At 56.5% G+C, this 22,164-nt stretch carries 21 protein-coding genes and 1 pseudogene; 15 read left to right on the top strand and 7 right to left on the bottom strand.

From position 1 onward, the window contains the following. Positions 1 to 53: 53 nt before the first annotated feature. Complete coding sequence (gene bluB, locus AC27IT_RS04870; RefSeq protein WP_005834482.1) at positions 54 to 755, bottom strand: 5,6-dimethylbenzimidazole synthase; 702 nt, start codon at positions 753 to 755, stop codon at positions 54 to 56. Positions 756 to 893: 138 nt separating this feature from the next. Here bluB and AC27IT_RS04865 point away from each other — a divergent pair, with 138 nt between their 5' ends. The 6 genes from AC27IT_RS04865 to AC27IT_RS04840 all read left to right on the top strand — a co-directional run bounded on the left by AC27IT_RS04865 (position 894) and on the right by AC27IT_RS04840 (position 7,075). After that, on the top strand, positions 894 to 1,577 hold the full coding sequence (locus AC27IT_RS04865) for a response regulator transcription factor (protein ID WP_005834480.1): 684 nt from the start codon (positions 894 to 896) through the stop codon (positions 1,575 to 1,577). Next, complete coding sequence (locus tag AC27IT_RS04860; RefSeq protein ID WP_174435202.1) at positions 1,570 to 2,976, top strand: HAMP domain-containing sensor histidine kinase; 1,407 nt, start codon at positions 1,570 to 1,572, stop codon at positions 2,974 to 2,976. The genes AC27IT_RS04865 and AC27IT_RS04860 overlap by 8 nt, the downstream gene beginning before the upstream one ends. Before the next feature lie 233 nt (positions 2,977 to 3,209). After that, positions 3,210 to 4,865 carry an efflux RND transporter periplasmic adaptor subunit gene (locus AC27IT_RS04855; RefSeq protein ID WP_005834477.1) on the top strand — a complete coding sequence of 552 codons (1,656 nt, stop codon included), beginning with the start codon at positions 3,210 to 3,212 and terminating at the stop codon, positions 4,863 to 4,865. A gap of 4 nt (positions 4,866 to 4,869) precedes the next feature. Next, positions 4,870 to 5,592 carry an ABC transporter ATP-binding protein gene (locus tag AC27IT_RS04850; RefSeq protein ID WP_025843988.1) on the top strand — a complete coding sequence of 241 codons (723 nt, stop codon included), beginning with the start codon at positions 4,870 to 4,872 and terminating at the stop codon, positions 5,590 to 5,592. Continuing rightward, positions 5,589 to 6,806: an ABC transporter permease gene (locus AC27IT_RS04845; protein WP_005834474.1), complete on the top strand. Its 1,218-nt coding sequence runs from the start codon at positions 5,589 to 5,591 to the stop codon at positions 6,804 to 6,806. Before AC27IT_RS04850 ends, AC27IT_RS04845 begins: the two co-directional genes overlap by 4 nt. A 53-nt stretch (positions 6,807 to 6,859) precedes the next feature. After that, positions 6,860 to 7,075 (top strand): hypothetical protein, encoded by a 216-nt coding sequence (locus AC27IT_RS04840; RefSeq protein WP_005834472.1) that lies wholly within the window; start codon positions 6,860 to 6,862, stop codon positions 7,073 to 7,075. A 437-nt stretch (positions 7,076 to 7,512) separates the two neighbouring features. Here the strand turns inward: AC27IT_RS04840 and AC27IT_RS04835 are convergent, their stop codons facing one another. Beyond that, positions 7,513 to 7,845 (bottom strand): hypothetical protein, encoded by a 333-nt coding sequence (locus AC27IT_RS04835; RefSeq protein WP_005834470.1) that lies wholly within the window; start codon positions 7,843 to 7,845, stop codon positions 7,513 to 7,515. Between the two features lie 231 nt (positions 7,846 to 8,076). Here AC27IT_RS04835 and AC27IT_RS04830 point away from each other — a divergent pair, with 231 nt between their 5' ends. From AC27IT_RS04830 to mscL, 3 genes are read left to right on the top strand one after another with little or no spacing between them, the layout of a single operon-like run. Next, positions 8,077 to 8,961, top strand: a complete 885-nt coding sequence (locus tag AC27IT_RS04830) for a nucleoside hydrolase (RefSeq protein WP_005834468.1) — start codon at positions 8,077 to 8,079, stop codon at positions 8,959 to 8,961. After that, positions 8,958 to 9,890: a nucleoside hydrolase gene (locus tag AC27IT_RS04825; protein WP_007786210.1), complete on the top strand. Its 933-nt coding sequence runs from the start codon at positions 8,958 to 8,960 to the stop codon at positions 9,888 to 9,890. The genes AC27IT_RS04830 and AC27IT_RS04825 overlap by 4 nt, the downstream gene beginning before the upstream one ends. Positions 9,891 to 9,902: 12 nt before the next feature. Next, the gene (mscL, locus tag AC27IT_RS04820; RefSeq protein ID WP_005834464.1) at positions 9,903 to 10,367 is read left to right on the top strand and encodes a large conductance mechanosensitive channel protein MscL; all 465 of its coding nucleotides are present in this window, start codon (positions 9,903 to 9,905) and stop codon (positions 10,365 to 10,367) included. 395 nt (positions 10,368 to 10,762) lie between these two features. On the opposite strand, the gene AC27IT_RS04815 is transcribed toward mscL, so the two are convergent. The 4 genes from AC27IT_RS04815 to AC27IT_RS04800 all read right to left on the bottom strand — a co-directional run bounded on the left by AC27IT_RS04815 (position 10,763) and on the right by AC27IT_RS04800 (position 14,107). Then, entirely contained in the window at positions 10,763 to 11,239 is a 477-nt protein-coding gene (locus AC27IT_RS04815; RefSeq protein ID WP_290426723.1) for an adenine deaminase C-terminal domain-containing protein, read from the bottom strand. Continuing rightward, on the bottom strand, positions 11,215 to 12,195 hold the full coding sequence (locus AC27IT_RS04810; protein ID WP_327944762.1) for a hypothetical protein: 981 nt from the start codon (positions 12,193 to 12,195) through the stop codon (positions 11,215 to 11,217). Before AC27IT_RS04810 ends, AC27IT_RS04815 begins: the two co-directional genes overlap by 25 nt. A 359-nt stretch (positions 12,196 to 12,554) precedes the next feature. Continuing rightward, positions 12,555 to 13,151: a substrate-binding domain-containing protein gene (locus AC27IT_RS04805; protein ID WP_005834461.1), complete on the bottom strand. Its 597-nt coding sequence runs from the start codon at positions 13,149 to 13,151 to the stop codon at positions 12,555 to 12,557. 185 nt (positions 13,152 to 13,336) lie between these two features. Beyond that, entirely contained in the window at positions 13,337 to 14,107 is a 771-nt protein-coding gene (locus AC27IT_RS04800; RefSeq protein ID WP_007786219.1) for a YheC/YheD family protein, read from the bottom strand. 145 nt (positions 14,108 to 14,252) lie between these two features. Between AC27IT_RS04800 and AC27IT_RS04795 the strand changes: the two genes are divergently transcribed. The 6 genes from AC27IT_RS04795 to AC27IT_RS04770 all read left to right on the top strand — a co-directional run bounded on the left by AC27IT_RS04795 (position 14,253) and on the right by AC27IT_RS04770 (position 21,717). Continuing rightward, entirely contained in the window at positions 14,253 to 15,125 is an 873-nt protein-coding gene (locus AC27IT_RS04795) for a DUF6597 domain-containing transcriptional factor (protein WP_431809292.1), read from the top strand. Positions 15,126 to 15,211: 86 nt separating this feature from the next. Then, positions 15,212 to 15,589: a VOC family protein gene (locus AC27IT_RS04790; RefSeq protein ID WP_007783671.1), complete on the top strand. Its 378-nt coding sequence runs from the start codon at positions 15,212 to 15,214 to the stop codon at positions 15,587 to 15,589. A gap of 192 nt (positions 15,590 to 15,781) precedes the next feature. Continuing rightward, complete coding sequence (locus tag AC27IT_RS04785) at positions 15,782 to 17,722, top strand: transporter substrate-binding domain-containing protein (protein WP_431809997.1); 1,941 nt, start codon at positions 15,782 to 15,784, stop codon at positions 17,720 to 17,722. Next, positions 17,703 to 19,070 carry a sigma-54-dependent transcriptional regulator gene (locus AC27IT_RS04780; RefSeq protein WP_007783674.1) on the top strand — a complete coding sequence of 456 codons (1,368 nt, stop codon included), beginning with the start codon at positions 17,703 to 17,705 and terminating at the stop codon, positions 19,068 to 19,070. The genes AC27IT_RS04785 and AC27IT_RS04780 overlap by 20 nt, the downstream gene beginning before the upstream one ends. After that, positions 19,067 to 20,071: a TAXI family TRAP transporter solute-binding subunit gene (locus AC27IT_RS04775; protein ID WP_025843997.1), complete on the top strand. Its 1,005-nt coding sequence runs from the start codon at positions 19,067 to 19,069 to the stop codon at positions 20,069 to 20,071. The genes AC27IT_RS04780 and AC27IT_RS04775 overlap by 4 nt, the downstream gene beginning before the upstream one ends. 326 nt (positions 20,072 to 20,397) lie before the next feature. Beyond that, complete coding sequence (locus AC27IT_RS04770) at positions 20,398 to 21,717, top strand: MFS transporter (protein WP_005835204.1); 1,320 nt, start codon at positions 20,398 to 20,400, stop codon at positions 21,715 to 21,717. Positions 21,718 to 21,795: 78 nt separating this feature from the next. On the opposite strand, the pseudogene AC27IT_RS04765 reads toward AC27IT_RS04770, so the two are convergent. Further along, positions 21,796 to 22,020 (bottom strand): annotated as a pseudogene (locus AC27IT_RS04765) (purine catabolism protein); the annotation flags it as partial. Positions 22,021 to 22,164: the final 144 nt, after the last annotated feature.

Genomic DNA, 22,164 nt, shown 5'->3' with positions numbered 1-22,164 from the left:
TTCACGCGGGTTGCGGCCGTCAGGAACATACCGCGATTCACGTACTACCCTCTCTATTTCCTTGGGACTGCCTGTTCATCGGGCAGTCCATTTTGTTTGCCGGACGGGCTGTTTCCCCAGCGGCCGCGATAGATCAACTGCTGCAAGTCTTCCCGCTTTGCCCATTGGTGCAGCTCCAAAAGCGGCCGATCCGGGTAATGATCGGTATAGCCGATGGACAACAACGCGACAGGGTCGATGTGCGGCGGGATGTTCAAGATGCGGCGGACGTCCGCCTTTTTGTAAAAGCTGACCCAGCCCATCGCCAAATCTTCCGCATATGCCGCGAGCCACATGTTTTGAATGGCACAGCTTACCGACATGATATCTGTCTCGGGAATCGAATTGCGCCCAAGCACGTGATCGCCGCCCCGCGTCGGGTCGCAGGTGACGCAGATGGTGAGCGGCGCTTCCTTGATGCCCTGGATTTTCAGCGCCAGAAAAGCCGATTCGCGCCCTGTTCCCTCGTAGTGGATGGCGAGCGCGCGCCGTTCTTTGTCCGCACAGTCTGCCAACTCCTGCTTGGTCGGCTCGTCCTCTACGAGAATAAAATTCCACGGCTGCATGAATCCGACGGAAGGGGCGTGATGGGCAGCGGCCAAAATCATGGCAATTTTTTCCGGCGGGATTGGATCAGGGCGAAACGTGCGAATATCGCGACGATTGCTGATAGCCTTGTACAGACCGTTTTTTTCTTCCGGTGTCAAACGCTTCATGAGTAAAACCTCCTTGTTTGCTACGGCTTCCTTCATTTTACTGATGCGCAAGCTCATGTTCCAGACATTTGCCTGACATATTCATGTCCTACGCTAAAGGGGGAAGACCTGTCCGTTTTCGAGGGGAGAGAAACTGGAATGACAAACATCCTGATCGTGGAAGACGAGCTGCCCATCTCTCGGGTGCTGAAGGCGTACCTGGAAAAACATCAGTTCTGCGTCGAACAGGCGTTTAACGGGGACGAGGCCCAGCGCAAGTTCGATTCGTTCAATCCTGCCCTGGTGCTGCTCGACGTCATGCTGCCGGGCCGGAGCGGGTGGAGCATTTTAGAATACATACGGTCGAAAAGCTCTTGCCCCGTCATCATGCTGACGGCGCTCGGGCATATCGACAACAAGCTTACAGGGCTGAATCAGGGAGCGGATGACTACATCACCAAGCCGTTTATTGCCGACGAAGTCGTGGCCCGTGTCAAGGCGGTGCTGCGCCGCTCCAAGCAAATTATCGAGGGAGATCAGGTCAAGCAGTTCGGCAGCCTGAAAATCGACTTCAAGGCGTACACGGTTACGCTGCACGGCGTAGAGCTGGCGTTTACGCCAAAAGACTTGTCGCTGTTTTTGTTTCTCGCCCAGTACAAAAATCAGACGTTTACGCGGGAGCAACTGATCGAGCAAGTGTGGGGCATGGACTACGAGGGCAGCGACCGCGCCGTAGACCTGGCGATCAAGCGCATCCGCCGATCGCTGGAAAACTGGCCAGCGTCCGAAGGGGAAATCCGCACGTACCGTGGCTTGGGTTACAAGCTTTGCGTCTATGAGTGAGAAAAAGCGCATCTCCCTGTTTCGCTATTGGACGACGCGGTATTTAATCACGCTCTGCATCGGCCTGTTGGTCATCGGCATCGCGTCCAGCTACTGGATCAACTACAGCGAAAAGCAAAAACGGCTGGACTTCATGCGGCTGATGGCAGCCGAGGTGTCGGATCGGGTGGTTGACGCCAACGGGCGGGTCATCACGGCGCCTTTCCTGTTCCGCCTGCTCGACAGCCGCCAGGAGTCGCTGCGCGTCAATTACAAGCCGTTCATGGTCATTTTGGATGCCGATCATCGCGCAGTGTTTGGTGGGCCGGGGCCGTTCAGCTCCGAGTTGAGGCGGATGGCCCGCGATCTGGTGGCAGCGGATGAGAGCATGTCGCAGGTAGAGCTGGACCGGGGAGAAAAGCTGCTGTTTGTGAAAAAAAGCATCCAGGTCAACCAGCAAACAGTGGGCTGGGTCATGCTGTTTACGCCCATGCAGGATTTGACCCGCAGCACGACGGAGTTTCAGCTTTTGTTCACGATGCTGATAAGCCTTGGCCTGCTCGGCTGGCTGGTCATCTACTTGCTGACGAAAAAGCTGTCGACGCCGATCAAGGAAGTGGCAGACGCGGCCAAGCAGATCGTCATGGGCAATTACGACATTCATCTGGAAAAAGACAGGCGCGAGGATGAGATTTACGAGCTGATCCACTCGTTCAAGGAAATGGCGGATCGCCTGCGGCAACTGGAGCTGATGCGCACCGAGCTGTTGGCCGGAGTGACGCATGAGCTGAAAACGCCCGTCACGTCGATCAGCGGGCTGGTACAGGCGGTCAAGGACGACATCGTCGGCGGCGAGGAGGCCAAAGAGTTTTTGGAGATTTGCTCGAAGGAGACAGTCCGCCTGCAAAAAATGGTCGAGGACTTGCTCGACTTCAACTCTTTTGCCGTCGGCGACATCCGCATTCGCCGCGAACAGCAAAACATGTACGAGCTGGTGCAGGAAATTACCCATCAGTGGCAGATCGTGCAGGAGGTAGAGCAGATTGAGCTGTCCATCGTCAAGCCGGAGGAGCCGATCATCGCGAGCACCGATCCGCTGCGCGTGCAGCAAATTTTGTACAACCTGTTAAACAACGCCGCGCAGGCGATGGACTCGGCCGGAAAGATCGTCGTGTCCCTGTCTCGCACGGGCGATGAAATTCGCATTGATGTCAAAGATACAGGCTCGGGCATCCCGGAAGCGGAGCAGCCGCTTATTTTCGAGCGCTTTTACCGGGGCGAGGAAAAGAAGCATCTCGTCCGCGGGCTCGGCCTTGGCCTGTCGTTCAGCAAAATGATCGCGCAGGCGCTGGGGGGCAAGCTGCTGCTGTCCGAAAGCAGCAGGGCAGGGAGTACGTTTACGTTGCTTTTGCGCGCCTAGCCACGAATTATACGCAATCGACCAGACCAATTGGCTGGTCGATTTTTCGTACAGTTGCCCTCTACCGAACATGACCGAACATGAAGTGAAAAAGCTGCGGAACCAGCCGTGACGACATTTCACACCACTCCCTTCCATCTGACTTTTCCCTGACGCATTCGTTCCGTATATTGATCGCAACAGGGAAGACAAGCAGCTTCCCAGTCATTACGCAAATGGCAGGAGGATTTGGTGTGACGCAATCGGAGAAAAAGCGGACGTTGTTTTCGGGGGCGCGAAATAGCAAGAAAAAATGGATCATCGTCGGACTGGCTGTCGCGGTGATCGCAGGAGGGGGCGTGTTCGGCTACCGGACGCTTTTGACCCCGGAACGGGCACAGGCGGCGTATCAGGTCGTCACGGTGAAAAGGGGCGATGTTTCGGAAACCGTGCTGGCGTCCGGGACTGTGCAGGCTTCCAAGCGGTCCTCGCTCTCGTTTTCAGACGCAGAGGACGCCAAAGATGCCATCTCGACGATCCAGGTCAAAATCGGCGACCATGTAAAGGCTGGCCAGGTACTGGCTACGATGGATGATTCCGTCGCCAAAATCCAGGTGACCAACGCCCAGGCGAACCTTTTATCGGCACAAGCGAAGCTGGAGGATGCTCAAAAGCGCAAGAGCGCGGCGGAAATCAGCTCCCTGCAGGCGGCTGTCACCCAGGCGAAAAACGAGCTGGAGCTGGCGAAGCAAAATATCGACGGGCAAAAGGCGACGAACGACGTAGCCAAGGCGAAGGCGAATCTCGACAACGCCCAGAAGACGTTTGATTCGCAAAAGAAACTGTTTGAGGCGGGCGCGATCTCGCAGACCGAGTACGACAATGCGCAAGACGCTTTGGAGCAGGCGAAGCGGGATTACAATTCGGCTGTGCTGACGGCGGGGCAGACAAGCTCGCAGTCTGGCGTAAAGGTCGAGCAGGCACTCGCTTCCTATCAGACGGCACAGGAGGCGTTGAAAGAAGCGCAGGAAGGGCCGGATTCGGCGACGATTCTCGCGGCGAAGGCTGCGGTCGAGCAAGCGAAGGCCGAACTGCAAAAAGCGCAAAAGGCATTGAACGCCGTGACGCTGCGGGCGCCGATGGACGGCGTGATCGTCCAGTTGAACGGCAATGTCGGCGAAATTCCAGGCAATGATTTTATTATTATGGATAATTCCAACTCCGGCGAGCTAGAGGTGCTGGCCCAGATCAGCCAGAGCGACATCGGAAAAGTAAAAGAAGGCTTGCCCGTGTCGTTTACGACCAGCTCGTATCCGGATGAAACTTTTACGGGAAAAGTCAAGCTGATTTACCCGGAGGCGAAGACAGACTCCGGTGTCACGAGCTATGATGTGCTGCTCTCCGTCACCAACAAGGACAGCAAGCTGAAAATCGGGATGACGATGAACGTCACGATCGAGTTGGGAACGCACAAGGATGTGCTGTACGTACCGGCCTATGCTTTGCAGACGCAAAACGGCAAGGACGGCGTCTACCTGATGTCCGGAAGCGGAAACAGCGCCGGAGCCGAGAGCGGTGCGACCGAACAATCTGCAGCCGGGAAGTCCGAGGCCAAGCCGGAGGCGGGAGCAGAGCGGCAAGCGGGGCAGACGGGCGAGCGCACAAGCGCAAGAGAAGGCAGAATGGCTTCCATGCCGTACCAGTTCGTGCCGATCAAGATCGGATTTTTTGCGGCGGATCGCGTAGAAGTGCTGGAAGGTTTGAAGGAAGGGGACAGAGTCGTCGTTCCGATCAGCACAAGCACAAGCTCGTCGACGTCCAATCAGAACGGTGCCCGAATGGGAGGCGGAATGCCCGGCCTTGGCGGCTTCCCAGGTGGCGGAGGCGTCGTCCAGATGAGGGGACGATGAGAAGATGAGACCAGTCATACAAATTGAAGGGCTGAAAAAGCAGTATCAGATCGGCGACCAGGAAATTTTGGCCTTGCGCGGCGTCAGCCTGACGATTGAAGAGGGCGACTTCGTGGCGATCATGGGGCCGTCCGGCTCGGGCAAATCGTCGATGATGAACGTGATCGGCTGCCTCGACAAGCCGACGGCGGGAGAGTTTTACTTGGACGGCCACCCTGTTTCCGAGGCGCACGATGACGAGCTGGCGGAGATTCGCAACCAGAAAATCGGCTTTGTTTTTCAAAACTTCAATCTGCTCCCGCGCACGACAGCGGTGGAAAACGTGGAGCTGCCGCTGTTGTACGGCGGCACGCCCGCCAAAGAGCGCAGGGAGAGAGCGATCAGGGCGCTGACCAGCGTGGGGCTGGCCGAGCGGTTGAACAACAAGCCGAACGAGCTGTCGGGCGGCCAGCAGCAGCGGGTATCAATTGCCCGGGCGCTGGTCAACGATCCGGTCATTTTGCTGGCGGACGAGCCGACTGGCGCCCTCGATACGAAGACGAGCGAAGAGATCATGGGCATTTTTCAGCGGCTGAACGACGAAGGCAAAACCGTCATCCTCGTCACGCATGAGCCGGATATTGCCGAGTATGCCAAGCGGATTGTCCGTTTTCGCGACGGCCAGATCATCGCCAATGAAGTGGTAAAAGAGCGCAGAAGAGCGTGGGCAGAGGAAGTGAGAACATGAGCTTGATCGAGTGTGTACGCATTTCGTTTCGCAGCATCCGGGCAAACGGCTTGCGCTCCGTGCTCACGATGCTGGGGATTATCATCGGGGTCGCGGCCGTCATTGCGATGGTCGCCATCGGGGAAGGCACGTCTTCCTCTGTCGCCTCGCAGATCAACGGCCTGGGCAGCAACCTGCTGATCGTCTCGCCAGGACAAGCGACGCAAGGCCGGGTCAGCCTGGGAGCCGGGTCGCTGAATACGTTGACGCTGGCCGACGCAGAAGCGATCGCAGAAAAGGAATCGGTCGCGGGCGTCGCCCCGAGCGTCAACGGCCGTGCCCAGATCGTCTGGGGCAGCAACAACTATTCCAGCATGCTGGAGGGGACAACCGCCGATTTTTTGCGCGTGCGCAATGCAGAGGTGGCACAAGGCCGGTTTTTCACGAACTTCGAGGTGACGCGGCAGTTTAACGTCGCCGTCGTAGGGACGGAGGTCGTCAGCAACTTGTTCAAGGACACGACGACGAACCCGGTGGGGCAGACGGTGCAGATCAATCGCGTGCCGTTTACGATCATCGGCGTGCTGAAAAGCCAGGGCAGCTCCGGCATGACGAACAACGACGACAGGATTCTCATTCCGATTACGACCGCGATGAGCCGTCTGACAGGCGGCAAAAACGTCGGCACGATCTACGTCTCGGCTGCGTCCTCCGACACGATGGACGCGGCGCAGCAGGACATTCGCCAGACGCTGCGTGCCCAGCACAACCTGCGGCCGCAAGCGGCAGACGATTTTCGCATTACGTCCCAATCGGATATTCTCAGCACGGCGCAGGAAGTGTCCAGCTCGATGACGGCACTCTTGTCCGGCATTGCGGCGATCTCGCTGATCGTCGGGGGGATCGGGGTGATGAACATCATGCTCGTGTCCGTGACAGAGCGCACGCGCGAAATCGGGATTCGCAAGGCGATCGGGGCCAAGCGCCGGGATATTTTGCGCCAGTTTTTGATCGAGGCGGTTACGCTCAGCCTGATTGGCGGCATTTTGGGAATTGCCATCGGGGTAGGGGCCGCGCTCCTCATCAGCAAGCTCGGCTCGCTTGCGACCTCGATCAGCCTGACGCCGATTTTGTACGCGTTTTTGACCTCGTCTTTGGTTGGCGTGATCTTTGGCGTCTACCCGGCGCGCAAGGCAGCCCAACTGAAGCCGATCGACGCGCTTCGCTACGAATGAGTGTGTAATTTTTCCAATCGGGGCATACTAGCTGCGGTGAGGTGTTGGTGCTGATGGAAAAAAACGTCCAGTTTTCCGTACCGTGGCGAGAAGCGACACGCATCCTGAAAAGGTTGAAAGCGGGCAAATTGCGGTTTGTGGTCAGGCAGTACGCAGGGAAGACAGGGGTTGCCTTCGTCTTTCCCAGAGTGAGCGTCAGCCAGTACGTCTATTTGTACATCGTATTTGGGCCGAGAGCTGCTGACGTAATCGGCAAGGATACCAAGTAGGAATGAATCCCTGCTCGTGAAAACGGGGCAGGGATTTGCTTTTTTTCTGCTTTTCCGACCGTTTTTCCCATTATTTCGCTATAAAACAAAACCTGACACTTTTCGATAAGAGAGTTTCATAGTACAATTCCAATATGAACGAACTTGGGGAAGTTCGGGATGGCGGTACCCAAACTGTGCAGGAGGGCCGCCTCTTTTTTTCAAGAGGGTAAATCTGCGGGAATTTGGCAGCAGGAGAAGAAGCAGACTCGCAACGAAACACACAGCTTTTTGAATGGATAGAATAGGTACAATTACCTGAATATACAGCTAGATCTTGTAGGTTTGTAGATGTAGAATACTTCCGTACTACCTCTTCCCAGGAAACGATCCTGGGATTTTTTTGTTTGCCGCAAGACAGAGCAAAAACCACTCGGCGAACAGAGCGGGCCGGCCGTTTACGCAGACGGGATTTTCGGGGAAAAGCTGCCTTTCAGCAAGGCGTCAATCAACTGCTTCTGCGACAGCGAGATCGAGATGCCAGGATCGGGCAGATCAGCGTGAAAGCGGTTTTCCTTGTACAAATACCACATGGAGCCAGTCGGCTGCAGCAAGTAGAGCATAATGTTTTCCTCTCTCTGCCGCCCGATTCTGGCAATGTCGCGCAAGGAAGTAAAAAGCTCTCCCCACACGGGCAAATATGGTTTTGTTTTGGCTTGGATGATAGCGTGGACAAGCTGCTGCTTGGCGAGGGAAAGAAAGTCGGTTGCGTTGTTTTCCACAGAGGGCATGTCTCTTGCTCCTTTTTCAAAGACGGGCGAAACGCGATCGATTCGGCCAGCCTGAAGTGTGGATGTTGACGAATTTTGTCGAAACCAAGATTAAGTGTAAAATAGTCTCCAGCTCGTTGCAATAGGAGAGATGGCGGATGCTTGTTGACATTTGACGGTTTCAGCCGATTTAGATAGCATAGGGACAGCACATTTTACGAGAAATGAGAGACAGAGCGGGGAGTGGAAGCCATGGCACAAAAACAGCGGCTGCTGATTGATTATAGCGGCGGGCTCGATCAAGCATTGGCGCTCTGGTATGCGCTGCAATCGGCAAACGTTCAGGTGAGCGGCATCGTCGTTACCGACGCAGAGCCGCAGCGCGGCATCAGGCTGGCGCAAAAGCTGATCGAGCTGGTGCAGCCAAATGCAACAATTCCGGTAGTGGCAGGTGCGAGCCGGCCGCTTTTTCACAGAGAAACAGACGCGCAGGCAGGGGCTGCTGCGACCAGTGACGGCGTGTCATTTTTGTCCGAGCTGAGGCACGATTCGGCCAATCCGTACACGCTGGTGACGCTGGGGCGTTTGACGACAGTGGCGATGGCAATGGCGAGGAACCACGAATGGACATCAGCGCTTGAACGGCTGGTCGTGCGGGGCGGCGCGATTCGCGTGCCGGGAGACGTGACGTCGGTCGCGGAAGCCAATCTGCACGCGGACCCGGAAGCGGCGGCGTTCGTCCTGGCAGCACGGCTGCCGCTTCTGTTCGTTCCGTTGGACGCGACGGAATCGCTGTCGGCGGCGGAGGCGTACATAGACGAGTTGGCAAAGCGTGCGAAGGCGGCTGGGCTTGTGACAGCAGCAGAGGCAGAGGCTTTCTTTTCCGCGGAAAAAACAGCTTCTGCCGTTCACGCGCTGGCAGCGATTATGGCAGCCGAGTCCCCTGAGCGCATTTTTGTCGAGCAAATGAAGCTTGCGGTCGAGTGCCAGAGCGAATTGTCGCGCGGCGCCCTGCTCGCCGATCTGAGGGCGAAACCAAGCGTGGGCACAGACGCGGCCGTGTGCGTAGGCATCAAAGCCGGGGCTGTGCTCGCAGGACTGCAGCAACTGCCGGAGAAAGGGGATGGACGATCGTGAAAAAAGTCATTTTGGACGTGGATACGGGCATTGACGACGCGTTGGCGATCTCCTACGCTATTCACTCCCCGGCCCTGGAGGTATGCGGGATCACGACGACGTTTGGCAATATTACCGTCGAGGAAGCGACGAGAAATACGCTGCAAATGCTAGAGCTGCTGGGCGCAGCCGACATCCCTGTTTACCAGGGAGCGGCCCGTCCGATCGTCCGCGAGCTGACGGGCAAGGCACGGCTGTTCCACGGCGAAAACGGTCTGGGCAATGTCGTCCTGCCGCCGCCCGTGACAGCCGCACAGCCAGAGAGCGCCACGCAGTTTCTCATCTCCACAATCAAAGCGAACCCTGGCCAAATTACGCTCATCATGGTCGGAAGCATGACCAATCTCGCCCGGGCGATCATGGCGGCGCCGGAAATCGTCACGCTCATCGAGCAGGTCGTCGCGATGGGCGGAGCGGTCACCGTGCCGGGCAATCGCACGCCAGTGGCGGAGGCCAACATCTGCGCCGATCCGGAAGCGGCCGCTTTCGTCATGCAGTCAGGTATCCCGATGACACTGGTGGGGCTTGACGTGACGATGCAGACGCTGCTTACGCGCGAGCACCTGCGGGAATGGAGAGCGCGTGACACGCCTGTAAGCCGGGTGTTTGCCGATATGTGCGAGCTGTACATGGACGCTTACGCGACGGTAGGCAATGTGCGCGGCTGCGGCCTGCACGATCCGCTGGCGGTCGGCGTCGTGATTGACCCGACGTTTGTGAAGGCCGTCCCGATGCACGTCGAAGTCGACACTTCCGGGGGCGCAAGCGACGCGCGCACGATTGGCGACAGGCGGGCTCGTCCTGCCCAGGCTGCGAATGTACAAGTTTGCCTGAAGGTCGACCACGAGCGTTTTGTGCAGCATTTTTTGCGGCATGTCATGGGAAATTAAGGAGGAATCGTTATGTTGAAAGAGTTCAAAGAGTTTGCGTTAAAAGGAAATGTGCTCGATCTGGCCGTCGGGGTTGTCATCGGGGGAGCCTTCGGCAAAATCGTGACTTCTTTGGTCAACGACATTATTACGCCGTTAATCGGTCTGCTTTTGGGCAAAGTTGATTTTACGAATCTGTTCATCGCGCTGAACGGCGTTCATTACAATACGCTTGCGGAAGCAAAAAACGGCGGGGCTGCAACCCTGAACTACGGACTTTTCCTGAATTCTGTCATTGATTTTCTGATTATCGCGTTTTCTATCTTCATCGTCATCAAGCAGTTGAACCGCTTCAAGCGCAAGCAGGAAGTGGTCAAAGCGCCGGAAACGACGAAGGAATGCCCGCATTGCATCACGACCATTCCGATCAAGGCGACCCGCTGCCCGCATTGCACCTCCATGCTCGATACAAACGGAGCGGCGTTGGCGCACGAATAACCACAGACTTGAGCGTACAGAAGACGCAAAACGAAAAAGCAAGCCGACCAACTGGTGCGGCTTGCTTTTGTTTTTTTAACCAGGTTTGTACCGTGCGCGAAAAGGCGACTTGAACATGATTTCGCCCAGGAACAGCAGGCCGATGCACGCCGAGGCGACCAGGAGGGAGCAGTCGAAAGCTGTTTTGATGTTCCCCCAGCAGTTGCGCAGGCAGCGGGAGAGGATGTTCCATGGGGGGCCCGGCCCGCGCTTTTAAAGCGCTTTCTTTTTTAAACGAAAGGATTCACGTAAAAAGCGGGAGAGGACGCCGGGCAAAAACCGGAGCATCTGTCGACTCTGCCGCTATTCCATGAAGCGGAAGCGATGCAAGGAAATAAACAGGCTGAGCAGCTTGTTCACTTGTTCACGACAGGCTCACCTTCATTGCGGTTGCCCAGTTCCTCCAGCGCGGCGTCAATCGCGTCGGCGCTTTTGGTCAGCTCGCTTGCGGTCATGTTTGCCATCACGCCGTAGATTTCCAGCGGCAGTACGCTTTTGTTAGTCTGGTTGTCGGTCACGATGCACGCTCCAGAATACTTGTCCACTTCTTTGGCGCAGTAGCACATCTCCGCACTGTCCTGTCCGACGACGACAAAGTAGGGGAGCGGAGCGGGCCAGGAGGTTGCCACGGCGCCGTGCTCGACGTACACGCCTTTAAACAAGCCGTTGACGACGTGGCGCTTGCCATCGGCATAGCGGCGAATGACGGACAGGTCCTTGGCAATCAGTTCGCCGTCTTTGAAGACGTACAGCGGGTTGATCTGCGACAAGCTGTCTGTCGAAACGATATCGGCAAAACGGCCTGGTGTCAAAGAGCCGATCTGATCGTCCATATGATACGCCTTGGCGGTATTGTAGGAAGCCATTTTATCGCCTTGATCGGACTGATGCCCATCTGGGCGCAAAGCGAAATGATCCAATCCATGTGGCCCAGCTTCCGCAAGCGTTCAATCGAAATATTGTCCGTGCAGAGCATGAAGTTTTCCGTCGGGAACTTGCGGTCGACGATGGAGCGCAACAGCGTCTGGATGACTTCGCTGCTGCCGACGCCGAACTTGATCTGCGTCGGGAAACCGTAGCGAATGCTTTTTTCGATGTCGTCGCCGTTCCAGACGTCGTGGTTGTTGGATACCCCGATCGCAGGCAAGTAGTTCAGCACCATGTCCGGCAGAGCGGTCAGGCCCCAGTGTCCGTTCATGAAGCCGCCTTTTGCCCGCACCCAGGCCGCTTTCTGGAAATCGTCCTCATCGCCTTTGCTGTAGGTGAAGTACTCAAATTCGCCTAACCCGATGACCGGCTCCATCTCCAGCACTTCCTTGGTCACCCAAGCCGCCGTCTTTTTGCGGGGAGCAAAAGCGTACAGGCGGTAAGGCAGCTTGTCATAGTCGCGGAACAAGTTTTGCGCGGCGCGTACCCCGTCTTCGCCAGCCGCGCTGAGCAGGTCGAGACATTCGGCAAAAATCGTCGTAGTCCCGCACGGCACCATCGCTTCCGCAAGCGCTGTCGGGTGGGCGAGCTGGGATTCGAAGTGCAGGTGGGCATCGATCAAGCCGGGGATTGCATACAGCCCTTGCCCGTCAAACACTTCTTTGACCTGGATGACCGACTCGTCCGGATTGAGCGCGACGATTCGCTTGTCGTAAACGAGCAGGGAGCCGTGGTAGACGGTTTCTTCATGCACATCCAGAATATTCAGGTTTTTTAATAGCAGGTCGGCTTCCTTCTTGCCGTGCAAAATAGCGAAAATCGCACGGACTTGTTCAAGGTGGTTCGTTTCTGTTTGCTTCATGGCTTCAGTTCTTCCTTTCCTTGGGAAAAATTTATATAAGGAGAGCGAGTAAGCTCTGCACTTATCGAATGGAGAGGGTTGGTTAATCGTTTAACTAAACGCGTTTGCGAAACGTATGTAGCATGGAGCAAAACATTCAGTTAAATGTTTAACTCAACCAGCAAAAAAACATGTGGGAAAGCTTGTCGGCAGAGGAAAACGGTTGTAGTTAAACGTTTAACTAAAAGGGGAAACGAAAGCTCAAAAGACGCGAAGTCTTTTTTGCGCAGATGAAGAGTGTACAAGAAAGGGCAACCAAGGCTGAGCCAAGCCAGTGGCGCAGCCAGGTTTTCGAACGGCCGGCTATTCTTTTGAAAAAGTCAGGCGGAGTTGCGCACGACGATGAACGGCTCCAGTACGGTGACGGGTTCGAACTCTTCTTTGCGAATCTGGCTTAAAATGATCTCGGCGCTTTTGACCCCGAGCTCGCGGTTGTGCAAGTCCACGCAAGTCAGCTCGGGCGTAGAGATTTCCGACATCAAGGAGTTGCCCAGACTCAGCACCGCCATGTCTTCGGGAATCCGGATGTTTGCCTGCACCAATGCTTTTGTCAGACAGACGGCACTCAGCTCGTTCAGGACGAAGACGCCGTCAATGTTGTGTTGCAACAGGGCCGGGATGCAGTCTTTTGCCAGGTCCATGCTATCGGCCATTTCCAGCAGCAGCGGTTTTTCCGCGCTTCCGGTCGCCTGGCGGTACCCGTCGAGAAAATAAGGGAGCAGATGATCGGGCAATTGCTTGTGGACGAAGGCGAGCCGCCGCTTTCCGCTGGAGCGCAAATACTCGGTGCCTAGACGGCTGGCCTTGACCAAGTCCGGGTACAGCAGCGGAAATCCGGCGAACGGAATGCAGCGATTGGCGTAGACGACGGGAATATTCCAGTCGAGGACGCTCTGGATACTTTGCTGGAAGGACATGTCCGAAAACAGGCCGATGAAGATGATTTTGCCAACGCTTGGTTAAACGTATCAGTTAATCGATTAACTTCTGTTGAGAGAATCGTAGCATTCTGCTCATTTTTTGCCCGCAACCCGCAAAAAGAAAAGATAGAGAATCAGAGGCGATCTGAAAGCCCTATCCGCAGCGTTTTCTGCCGTATTCGTCAAACGTTTTTCTTTTTGCGCTTCCCCCGGTTTTTGTACTGAAAATGCAGCCGCTTGATGGTGCGGAAGTATGTTTTGTCCTTGAGCTTCGCAAACAGGGCGTGAGAAGGGAAGTCGTAGTTGACCTCGATGATCGAGAGCTGGCCCGCTTTGTCGATGGCGAAATCAACCCCGATTTGCGCGCTGTGGCGGTATTTGTTGAAATGGGCGCAGACGCGGTGGCTGACGCGGATCAACCGGGAGACGACCTCCTTGATTTTTTCCGGCGCGACCGCTTGCGACTTGGACAAGGCGTGAGGGACTGTGACGGCGTAGCCGCCTCCGCGGGCGACGTTCGTGATGACGCTGTCAGCTCCGGCTACTTTTGCCAGCATCCCGGCATATTGCCATTTCCCGAGGCCGTTGCGCATCATCATGACGCGAATGTCGTACGGGCGGCCGTTCAGCTCAGCCAAATCCAGCCCTTTTTGGATGATGTAGTTTTTTTCGGTACACTGGCGGGCAAGCTGCTGCTTCAGCTCCGCCAGCGAGGCAACCCGGACAGGCTCGCCGCGCTCTTTTACAAACTGGTAGCCGTCCGCCGTTTGCAAGACGCGCATGATGCCTTTGCCCATGTGGGTTCGCGTCGGCTTGATGTAGACGGTCGTGTACTTCGCAAGATAAGGTTCCAACAGAGCGGGCTGGTACAAGTCTGTAGGGGGCAAATACGGACGAATGTGCGGGCTTTTGGAAAAAAACTGATGAAGGCTCCATTTGGAGGAGGAGATCAAGTTAGACACCTCGCCTTTTTGCAAAGATCAAAGTTCCATTCTTGCTAACATATACAGCAAAATGGAAAAAAGTGAGCAGGAGTTGGGCAATTGCGGGGAAAATATGTTCTAGGAAAAGCAAATGCGAACGGAAACGGAGAACGAGATGAGACGATACCAACCAGTCCAGCCGCCGATCTTGCAAGGGACGGGCTCCGACGACCAGTACAGCTATCGCGAATACTTGCCCAGCAAAAGCCTGGCGAATTACGTGGCCTGCTATTGGACTTCGCAGTTCCACGGCCACGGGCAGAGCACGCCGCTTTTGCACAGAGTCATCCCGGACGGCTGCGTCGACATCATTTTCGATCTGGGAGCGAGATCGTTCGGGCGCGGCGCGTTTGTCACCGGACTGATGACCGCCTATGAACTCATGCCGCTGGTAGAGCCGCAGGCGATGTTCGGCATCCGTTTTTTCGTGGAGGAGGCCGACCGTTTTTTCCGCTTTCCGGTGGCGGAGGTCAGCGCTGCGCACGTTTTGCTGGAGGACCTCTGGGGGAGCGAGGCGCTGTGGGCGATGGAAGGAATGCTGGACGCGGCGGACACGGCCCAGCGGATTGCCTGGGCGGAGCGGCTGCTGATGCAGAGCCTGAACCGCGACGGGATGCGGCCAAATGCGCTTTTGTTGACCTGTATGCAGCATCTGTACGAGCATCAGGGGAATCTGTCGGTTGCGGCGCTGGCGGAAAAAGTGTGCTACAGCGAACGAAATGTGCGCCGGATGTTCCAGCAGGCGCTCGGCATCGGGCCGAAGGAGCTGTCCCGCATCATCCAGTTTCAGAGCTTGCTGCAACTGCTCGCCAAAGGGCAGGCTGCTTCCTTTGCAGACGCGGCCGTACAATGCGGCTACTACGACCAGTCGCACGTCATCAAAAGCTTTCGCGCCTACTACGGCGAGACGCCGGGCGGAATTTTCGCCGTGCGCGGAGCGCGGGCGCAGCCGGGTGAAGTTGTCCGTTTTTTACAAGCAAGTGAATAGGCTTGTCTGCTATTGTTGGGAAAGAACCTCGCTCGCGCATGCAGCGACATGGCGGGAACTACTTCGAAAACGCAGGAGGAAAGCAAATGGGAATCAAGCTGGATATGGTAGGACTGGTCGTGCAGGACATGAAAAAGGCGCTGGACTTTTACCGCGTGCTCGGGTTTGCGATCCCGGAGCAGGCGAACGAAGAGCAGCACGTGGAAGTCGCACAGGATGGCGTGCGCCTGGCTTTTGACACGGTGGAGATCGCCAAAAGCGTGTACGGCGGATGGGAGCCGGCGAGCGGACACAGAATCGAGCTGGCCTTTTTATGCGACGATGCCGCAGCCCTGGATGCGTTGTATGCCAAAATCGTCGAGCATGGCTACGAAAGCCACCGCGAGCCGTGGGATGCCGTCTGGGGCCAGCGCTATGCGATTGTCAAAGACCCGGATGGCAACTTGATTAGCCTGTTTGCCTAAAGGCACGGTGGCAAAAAAACGAATGCAAGCCGACTCTCTTTCGGACAAGAGGATCGGCTTGTTTTCGTTTTCGCGGGCATGATTCTTTTCAAGCCTGGTTGCTTCGTCCATAATAAGCTTGTTAACCGATCGGCAAAACAGGACAGGCAACAGCGATAGCGCGAGGAAGGAGGCGGGCGTTTTTTGCAAAAGATGGCTGTACTTTTGGCTTTATTCGCACTGATTCTTTGTTGGCCACAGGCTGCGCCCGCAGAAGCGCAGGCCCAGGAGGAGCGCATCCTGCGCGTCGGCTTCGACAAAAGGCTGCCGCCCTTGTCTTACGTGGACAAAAACGGGGAAGCGGCAGGCTTTGACATCGAGCTGATCCGCAGCATGGACTCTCTACGCGGCTATCAGATCGAGTATGTTCCGCTGGAGTGGGAGGAGACGGTCACCTGGCTTACAGAAGGCAAGCTGGACCTGGTGGTCGGGATGAAATATACGAGCACGCGCGACACGTTGTTTGACTTCAGCGATTCGTATTTGACGGCGGCGGACGCGCTGGTCGTGCCAGCAGCCATCCGGGACATTTCCGCGATTAACGATTTGCGCGGAAAAGTCGTGGCGATTCAGCGGGACGACGCGGGCATAGCGCAGTTGGAGAACATTCGGGGCGGCAAACGGCTGGTCGCCTTCAGCCAGCCGGACGCTTTGGAGATGCTCTTTTTGGGCCGGGCGGACGTGTTTTTGGGCAACCGCTGGACGGCCGAATACGTGCTTGCGGGAACGGGCAGGCAGCAAGACTACCGGATTCGCACCGGGCTGATTCCGCCGTCCGACTATGCGTTTGCCGTCCGCGAAGGCAACTACGAACTGGTCAACAAGCTCAACGAGGGCTTGGCCCAACTGCACCACAACGGGATGTACGAGCAGCTTTACTCGCGGCATCTGGAGCCGTACAGCGCGCTTGCGATCGACTGGTGGCGCAAGCTCGTGTACGGGCTCTTGATCGTGATGGGGATTGTCGTCATCGTCTTGGCCGGAAGCTTTTTCTGGAACAACCGTCTGCAAAAAGCGGTCCGGAGGCAAACAGCCGCGTTGGCGGACAGCTTCGCTTTTCAGACGACCGTGTTAAACAGCGTCGACAACGGGATCTTGTCGTTTGATCGGGAAGGCAGGATTACGCTCATCAATCACGCGGCACAAAAATTGCTTGGACAAATGGAAAAGGCTGCCCAGCCATCCGTATGGGATTGTCTGCCTCAACTGCCGATCCGCCAGGCGCTGCACATGGGGGACGGGCACATGCTCGAAGGCGAGTTGCACCTGGGCGATGGCTCGGGCCGGATTGTGCATTACTACCTCGCCGCCTTGACCAACGGAGCGGGCCAGCAGGTGGGCGGGATTCTTTGCTTGCAGGACAGGACCGAGCAAAAGCATTTGCAGGCGCGGCTGATCGCGCAGGAAAAAATGCGGGCGCTGGGCGAGCTGGTCGCAGGCATCGCCCACGAAATCCGCAATCCGCTCACGGCGATCAAGACGTTTGCCGAGCTTTTGCCGAAGAAGCTGAACGACGAGCGCTTTCGCAGAGAGCTTGTGGAGCACGTGCCGGAAGAAGTGGCGAGGATGAACCGGATCATTGAAGATTTGCTCGACTACTCGCGGGAAAAGCCGATGCAGCGAAAACGGGAAAACTTGCAGGAGCTGGTGCAGTCCGTGCTCGGGCTTTTTGCCAAACGAATCGAAAGCGAACGGATACGGGTCACAGTCGAGCCTGGCCTCGCTGTGGACGTGTTCGTCGACCGCGACCGCATCAAGCAGGTGCTGATAAACTTGCTGCTCAACGCCATTGAGGCGATGGCCTATTCGGAGGACAAGCGCCTGACTTTTTCCGTGCTGCCGACAGAAGCGCACACGGTATGCCTGGCGATTGCCGATTCCGGGCCGGGCATCGGCGAGCAGGAGCAGCTTCATCTGTTCCAGCCTTTTTACACAACGAAAAGCCAAGGGATCGGGCTTGGCCTGTACCTCAGCCAAAAAATCATGCGCGAGCACGGGGGAGAGATTGACATGCGCAGCGCGCCTGGGACGGGCACCACGTTTTTCCTGACATTTGCCAAAGGAGGGATATGCGATGAACATTTTAATCATTGACGATGAACGGGCGATCTGTTCGTCGCTTTCCTTTGCCCTGGAAGACGAATACCGCGTGTTTACCGCTTCCGGGCCGGAGGAAAGCTTGCAAGTGCTGGATCAGGAGCCGATCGACGGCATTTTGCTCGATCTGAATTTGCGCGGAGCGAGCGGCATGGAGCTGTTGCGTCAGATCAAGGAAAAAAAGCCGGATGTGGTCATCATCATGATGACGGCCTACGGCTCCATCGAATCGTCCGTCGAGGCCATGAAGGCAGGAGCTTACCATTACTTGACGAAGCCGCTCAATCTGGAGGAAGTGAAGCTTTTGCTCGGCAAGGCGCTCGCCTTCCAGCAGCTTCATCAGCAGGTTCAGGTGCTGAGCCAGGCGGTGCGCCAGCAGGAAACATATGCGGGCATCATCGGCAAGAGCAGTGCCATGCAAAAAGTTTTCCAATTGATCCAGAAGGTCAAGGACATCAACTCGAATGTGCTGATAACAGGCGAGAGCGGCACCGGAAAAGAGCTGGTCGCCCGCGCGATCCACTACCAGGGCGAGCGGCAAAAGGGCGCGTTTTCCGTCATCAATTGTGCGGCGATCCCGGAGCCGCTCTTGGAGAGCGAATTGTTCGGGCATGAAAAAGGGGCGTTTACTGGGGCCTACGCCAAGCAGCAAGGGCTGTTTGAGCGGTCGGACGGGGGCACGATTTTTCTCGATGAAATCGGTGAAATGCCGCTCGCCTTGCAAGCGAAAATATTGCGGGTCATCCAGGAGAAGGTGGTGACCCCGATCGGCTCGCAGCAGCCGAAGGAAGTGGATGTGCGAATCATTTCCGCCACGAACCGCAATTTGCAGGAGGAAGTCGCCAAAGGGAATTTTCGCGAGGATTTGTACTACCGCCTGAACGTCATCCCGATCCATCTGCCGCCTTTGCGTGAGCGCAGGGAGGATGTGCCGTTGCTCGTGGAGCATTTTCTGGCGCTGTATTCGGCCAACATGGGCGTGCGCAAGAAAACGTTCAGCCCGGATGCCAAGCGGATGCTGTATCACTACGCCTACCCTGGCAATGTGCGGGAGCTGTCCAACATGCTCGAATACGCAGTAGCCCTCTCGGAAAATGAGGTCATTGAACCGCGCGACCTGCCGGAAGCGGTGCGCGAAAACCGCAGCGGGGGCACAGTCAGAGAGGCGGCAGAGCGCGGCCTGTTGCTTCCGGAAGGCTTGACGCTCGCCGAAGCGGAGCGCATGTACATCCTCTATACGCTGGAGAAAAACGGCGGGCATCGGCTGAATACGGCCAGACAGCTCGCGATCAGCGAGCGGGGATTGCGCGACAAACTGAAGCAATATTTGCGGGGTGCAGAATGAGAGCAGTCAACGCATGGCTCACTGTCGCTGTCGCTGCAATCGGCCTGGCCCTTTTGGCAGCAGGCTGCACGCCAAAGCCGGAGTCAGCCCAACCCGATTCGGGCGACGAGCAGCCGTTTTTGACGATTGCGACAGGGGGAGCTTCCGGCCCCTACGACCTCATCGGGGGAGCATTGGCGAAGGTGTATCATAACCAGCTCGGCTACAAGACGGCGGTGCGCTCCTCGGACGGCTCCGTGGAAAACGTCCACCTGCTGGAGAGCGACAAGGCGGATGTGGCTTTTGCGATGTCGGACGTCGCTTCGTTTGCGCTGGGCGGCCTGGAAAGCTTTCAGGCGAGCGGGCCTGCTGTGCATGTGAAGTCGATTGCCGGGCTGTACTTGAACTATGTGCAAATCGTCACGCTCAAGGACCGGGACATTCGTTCGGTCTACGACCTAAAAGGGAAGCGGGTAGGCGTCGGCGCGCCGAACAGCGGGGTAGAGGTCAACGCGCGGATGATCTTAAACGAGCACGGCATCGCGTACAAAGATATCCGGCCCGAGTACCTTTCGTACGCAGAGGCGATTGAGCAATTGAAAAACAACGCGATTGACGCAGCCTTTGTCACCTCCGGCCTGCCCAATTCGGCGGTTTTGGACCTGCAAGCCACCCATGACGTGGCGATCGTGCCGATTTTGCCCGAAGACATCGAGAAGCTGACGAAGCGCTTTGCCTTTTTTGAAAAAGCACAGCTTCCCCCGGGCATCTACCAAAACGACGAAGCCATCCCGACGGTCGCGATTCGCAACATCTTGCTCGTCCGCTCGGGCATGGGCGACGAGCAGGTGTACCGGCTGACGAAAACGTTTTTTGAAAACCTCGACGCCCTGCAAGCCGCGCACGAAGCCGCCAAGCAAATTGACAGGCAAACGGCGGGCAAGGAGCTGGTCGTGCCGCTCCATCCGGGCGCTGCCAAATACTACGCCGAGCTGGCGCGGCCTCAGGGACAAACGCCATAGAGGAAAAAAAGTACGCGACAAACGATCGACCCGGCAATAAATTCCGCATCGAACGGAGTTTTTTGCCGGGTTTTTGCGTGGGGAAGGCTGGGCGAGCGTGCGCTTGCTTGAGAGACTTTCTTCGCAAAACATTCTGGCACGTCGAAAAATTCTACAGAAACCTGGGCGTCATCCGCATCTGCGTCGTTACGAGTGGGCCGCGCGGAAGAAGCTTGGCACGCAACTTGCTTTACTATGATTGCGATTGCGTTTTGAAACCGATTACATTCCGCTTTCGGGGAAGCAGGACGGTTTCTGGCTAGAATCAACAACAAGGAGGAAGAACAGTGAATCAAGCAAACGATCGCGCCAATTCGCGACGCATCACGGGAAACATCTTCAAAGGTTCGATCGGCAATCTGATCGAATGGTATGACTGGTATGTCTACTCTGCGTTTGCCGTGTACTTTTCATCCGAGTTTTTTCCAAAAGGAGACCCGACCAGCCAGTTGCTCAACACAGCGGCCATCTTCGCCATCGGCTTTTTGATGCGCCCGATCGGAAGCTTGCTGATGGGTCGCTACGCCGACCGTCACGGCAGACGGGCAGCGCTGACGCTTTCGATTACGGTCATGGCCAGCGGTTCCCTGATTATCGCCTTGACGCCAGGCTATAGCACTATTGGCATTTATGCGCCTATTATTCTCGTTCTCGCTCGCCTGCTGCAAGGTTTGTCCCTGGGGGGAGAATACGGCACCTCCGCGACGTATTTGTCCGAGATGGCAAGCAGCGGCCGCCGCGGCTTCTACTCCAGCTTCCAGTACGTCACTTTGATTGCCGGACAGCTTTTGGCTCTTGGGGTACAGATCGTGCTCCAGCAAATTCTCAGCGAAGCCGACATGCACGCATGGGGCTGGCGCATTCCGTTCGTCATCGGAGCATTGGGCGCTTTGGCTGTACTGTGGCTGCGCCGTTCGATGGACGAATCCGAGCAATTTTCGAAAATGGAGAAAAAGAGCCGCGAGAGCGCAGGAACCTTGCGCGCCTTGATGAAGCATCCAAAAGCGGTGCTGACGGTTGTCGGTCTTACGCTCGGTGGAACGATTGCTTTTAACACGTACACGACGTATTTGCAAAAATTCATGGTCAACACAGTGGGACTCCCGAAAGAGACCGTGAGCTGGATCAACTTTACGGCCCTGTTGGTCTTCGTAGTGCTGCAACCGATTGCGGGCATGCTGTCTGACCGGATCGGCCGCCGTCCGCTCTTGATGACCTTCGGGATTGTAGGGACGCTGTTTACCGTACCGATGTTCCTGATGATGGAGCAGACGAAAAGCCCGATGGTAGCCTTCCTGCTGATGCTGACAGGTCTTATCATCGTCACCGGCTACACCTCGATCAACGCGATTGTCAAAGCGGAGCTGTTCCCGACGGAAATTCGCGCGCTCGGCGTAGGCTTCCCGTATGCGATCACCGTTGCCGTGTTCGGGGGAACCGCAGAGTTCATCGCGCTCGGACTGAAAAACATCGGCTCCGAATCGCTGTTCTACTACTACGTCGCCGGCTGTATTGCGATCAGCCTGATTACGTACTGGCGCATGGGCGAGACGTCCAAAGAGTCTCGCATTGAAGCCGAGCTGGACACGAACAAGAACGCAAGCTAAACACGAAGCAGGAGCTTTTGAAACAGCAAAGCCGCCCGGACGATCCCGGCGGCTTTTTGCTGTTTTTCTGCTTTGTCGCTACGACAGGTAGACGTTCAGTGCCGCCTGAACGACGCGTCCCGCGTGCACTCTCGCTCCGTGGCGAATGAGCACCGCCTCCAGCGCTCCGAGCAGGTGCAGGATGTTTTGCTTGCGGCAACTGTAGCCTATCGTTTCGATGCGCCAGATTTTCCCTTTCAGCGGGCCAAAGGAGCTGGCGATCTCGATCTGAAATTCTTGCAGCAGCATCGCCCGGACCGACTCGCTGTAAAGCTGCAAGCTCATCGCCCGCAAAACGCTCGGCTCGGCTTCGACGGGGTCAGGTGTCATAATCGTCCGCTGGGAAACCGCCAATGGTTTGTTCATGCCCAAATCCCTCTCTCCCGGTTTTCTTTTCTATAGAGAAAA

Source organism: Brevibacillus sp. YAE8 (assembly GCF_057543335.1).
This window is presented reverse-complemented; position numbering and strand designations above follow the sequence as displayed.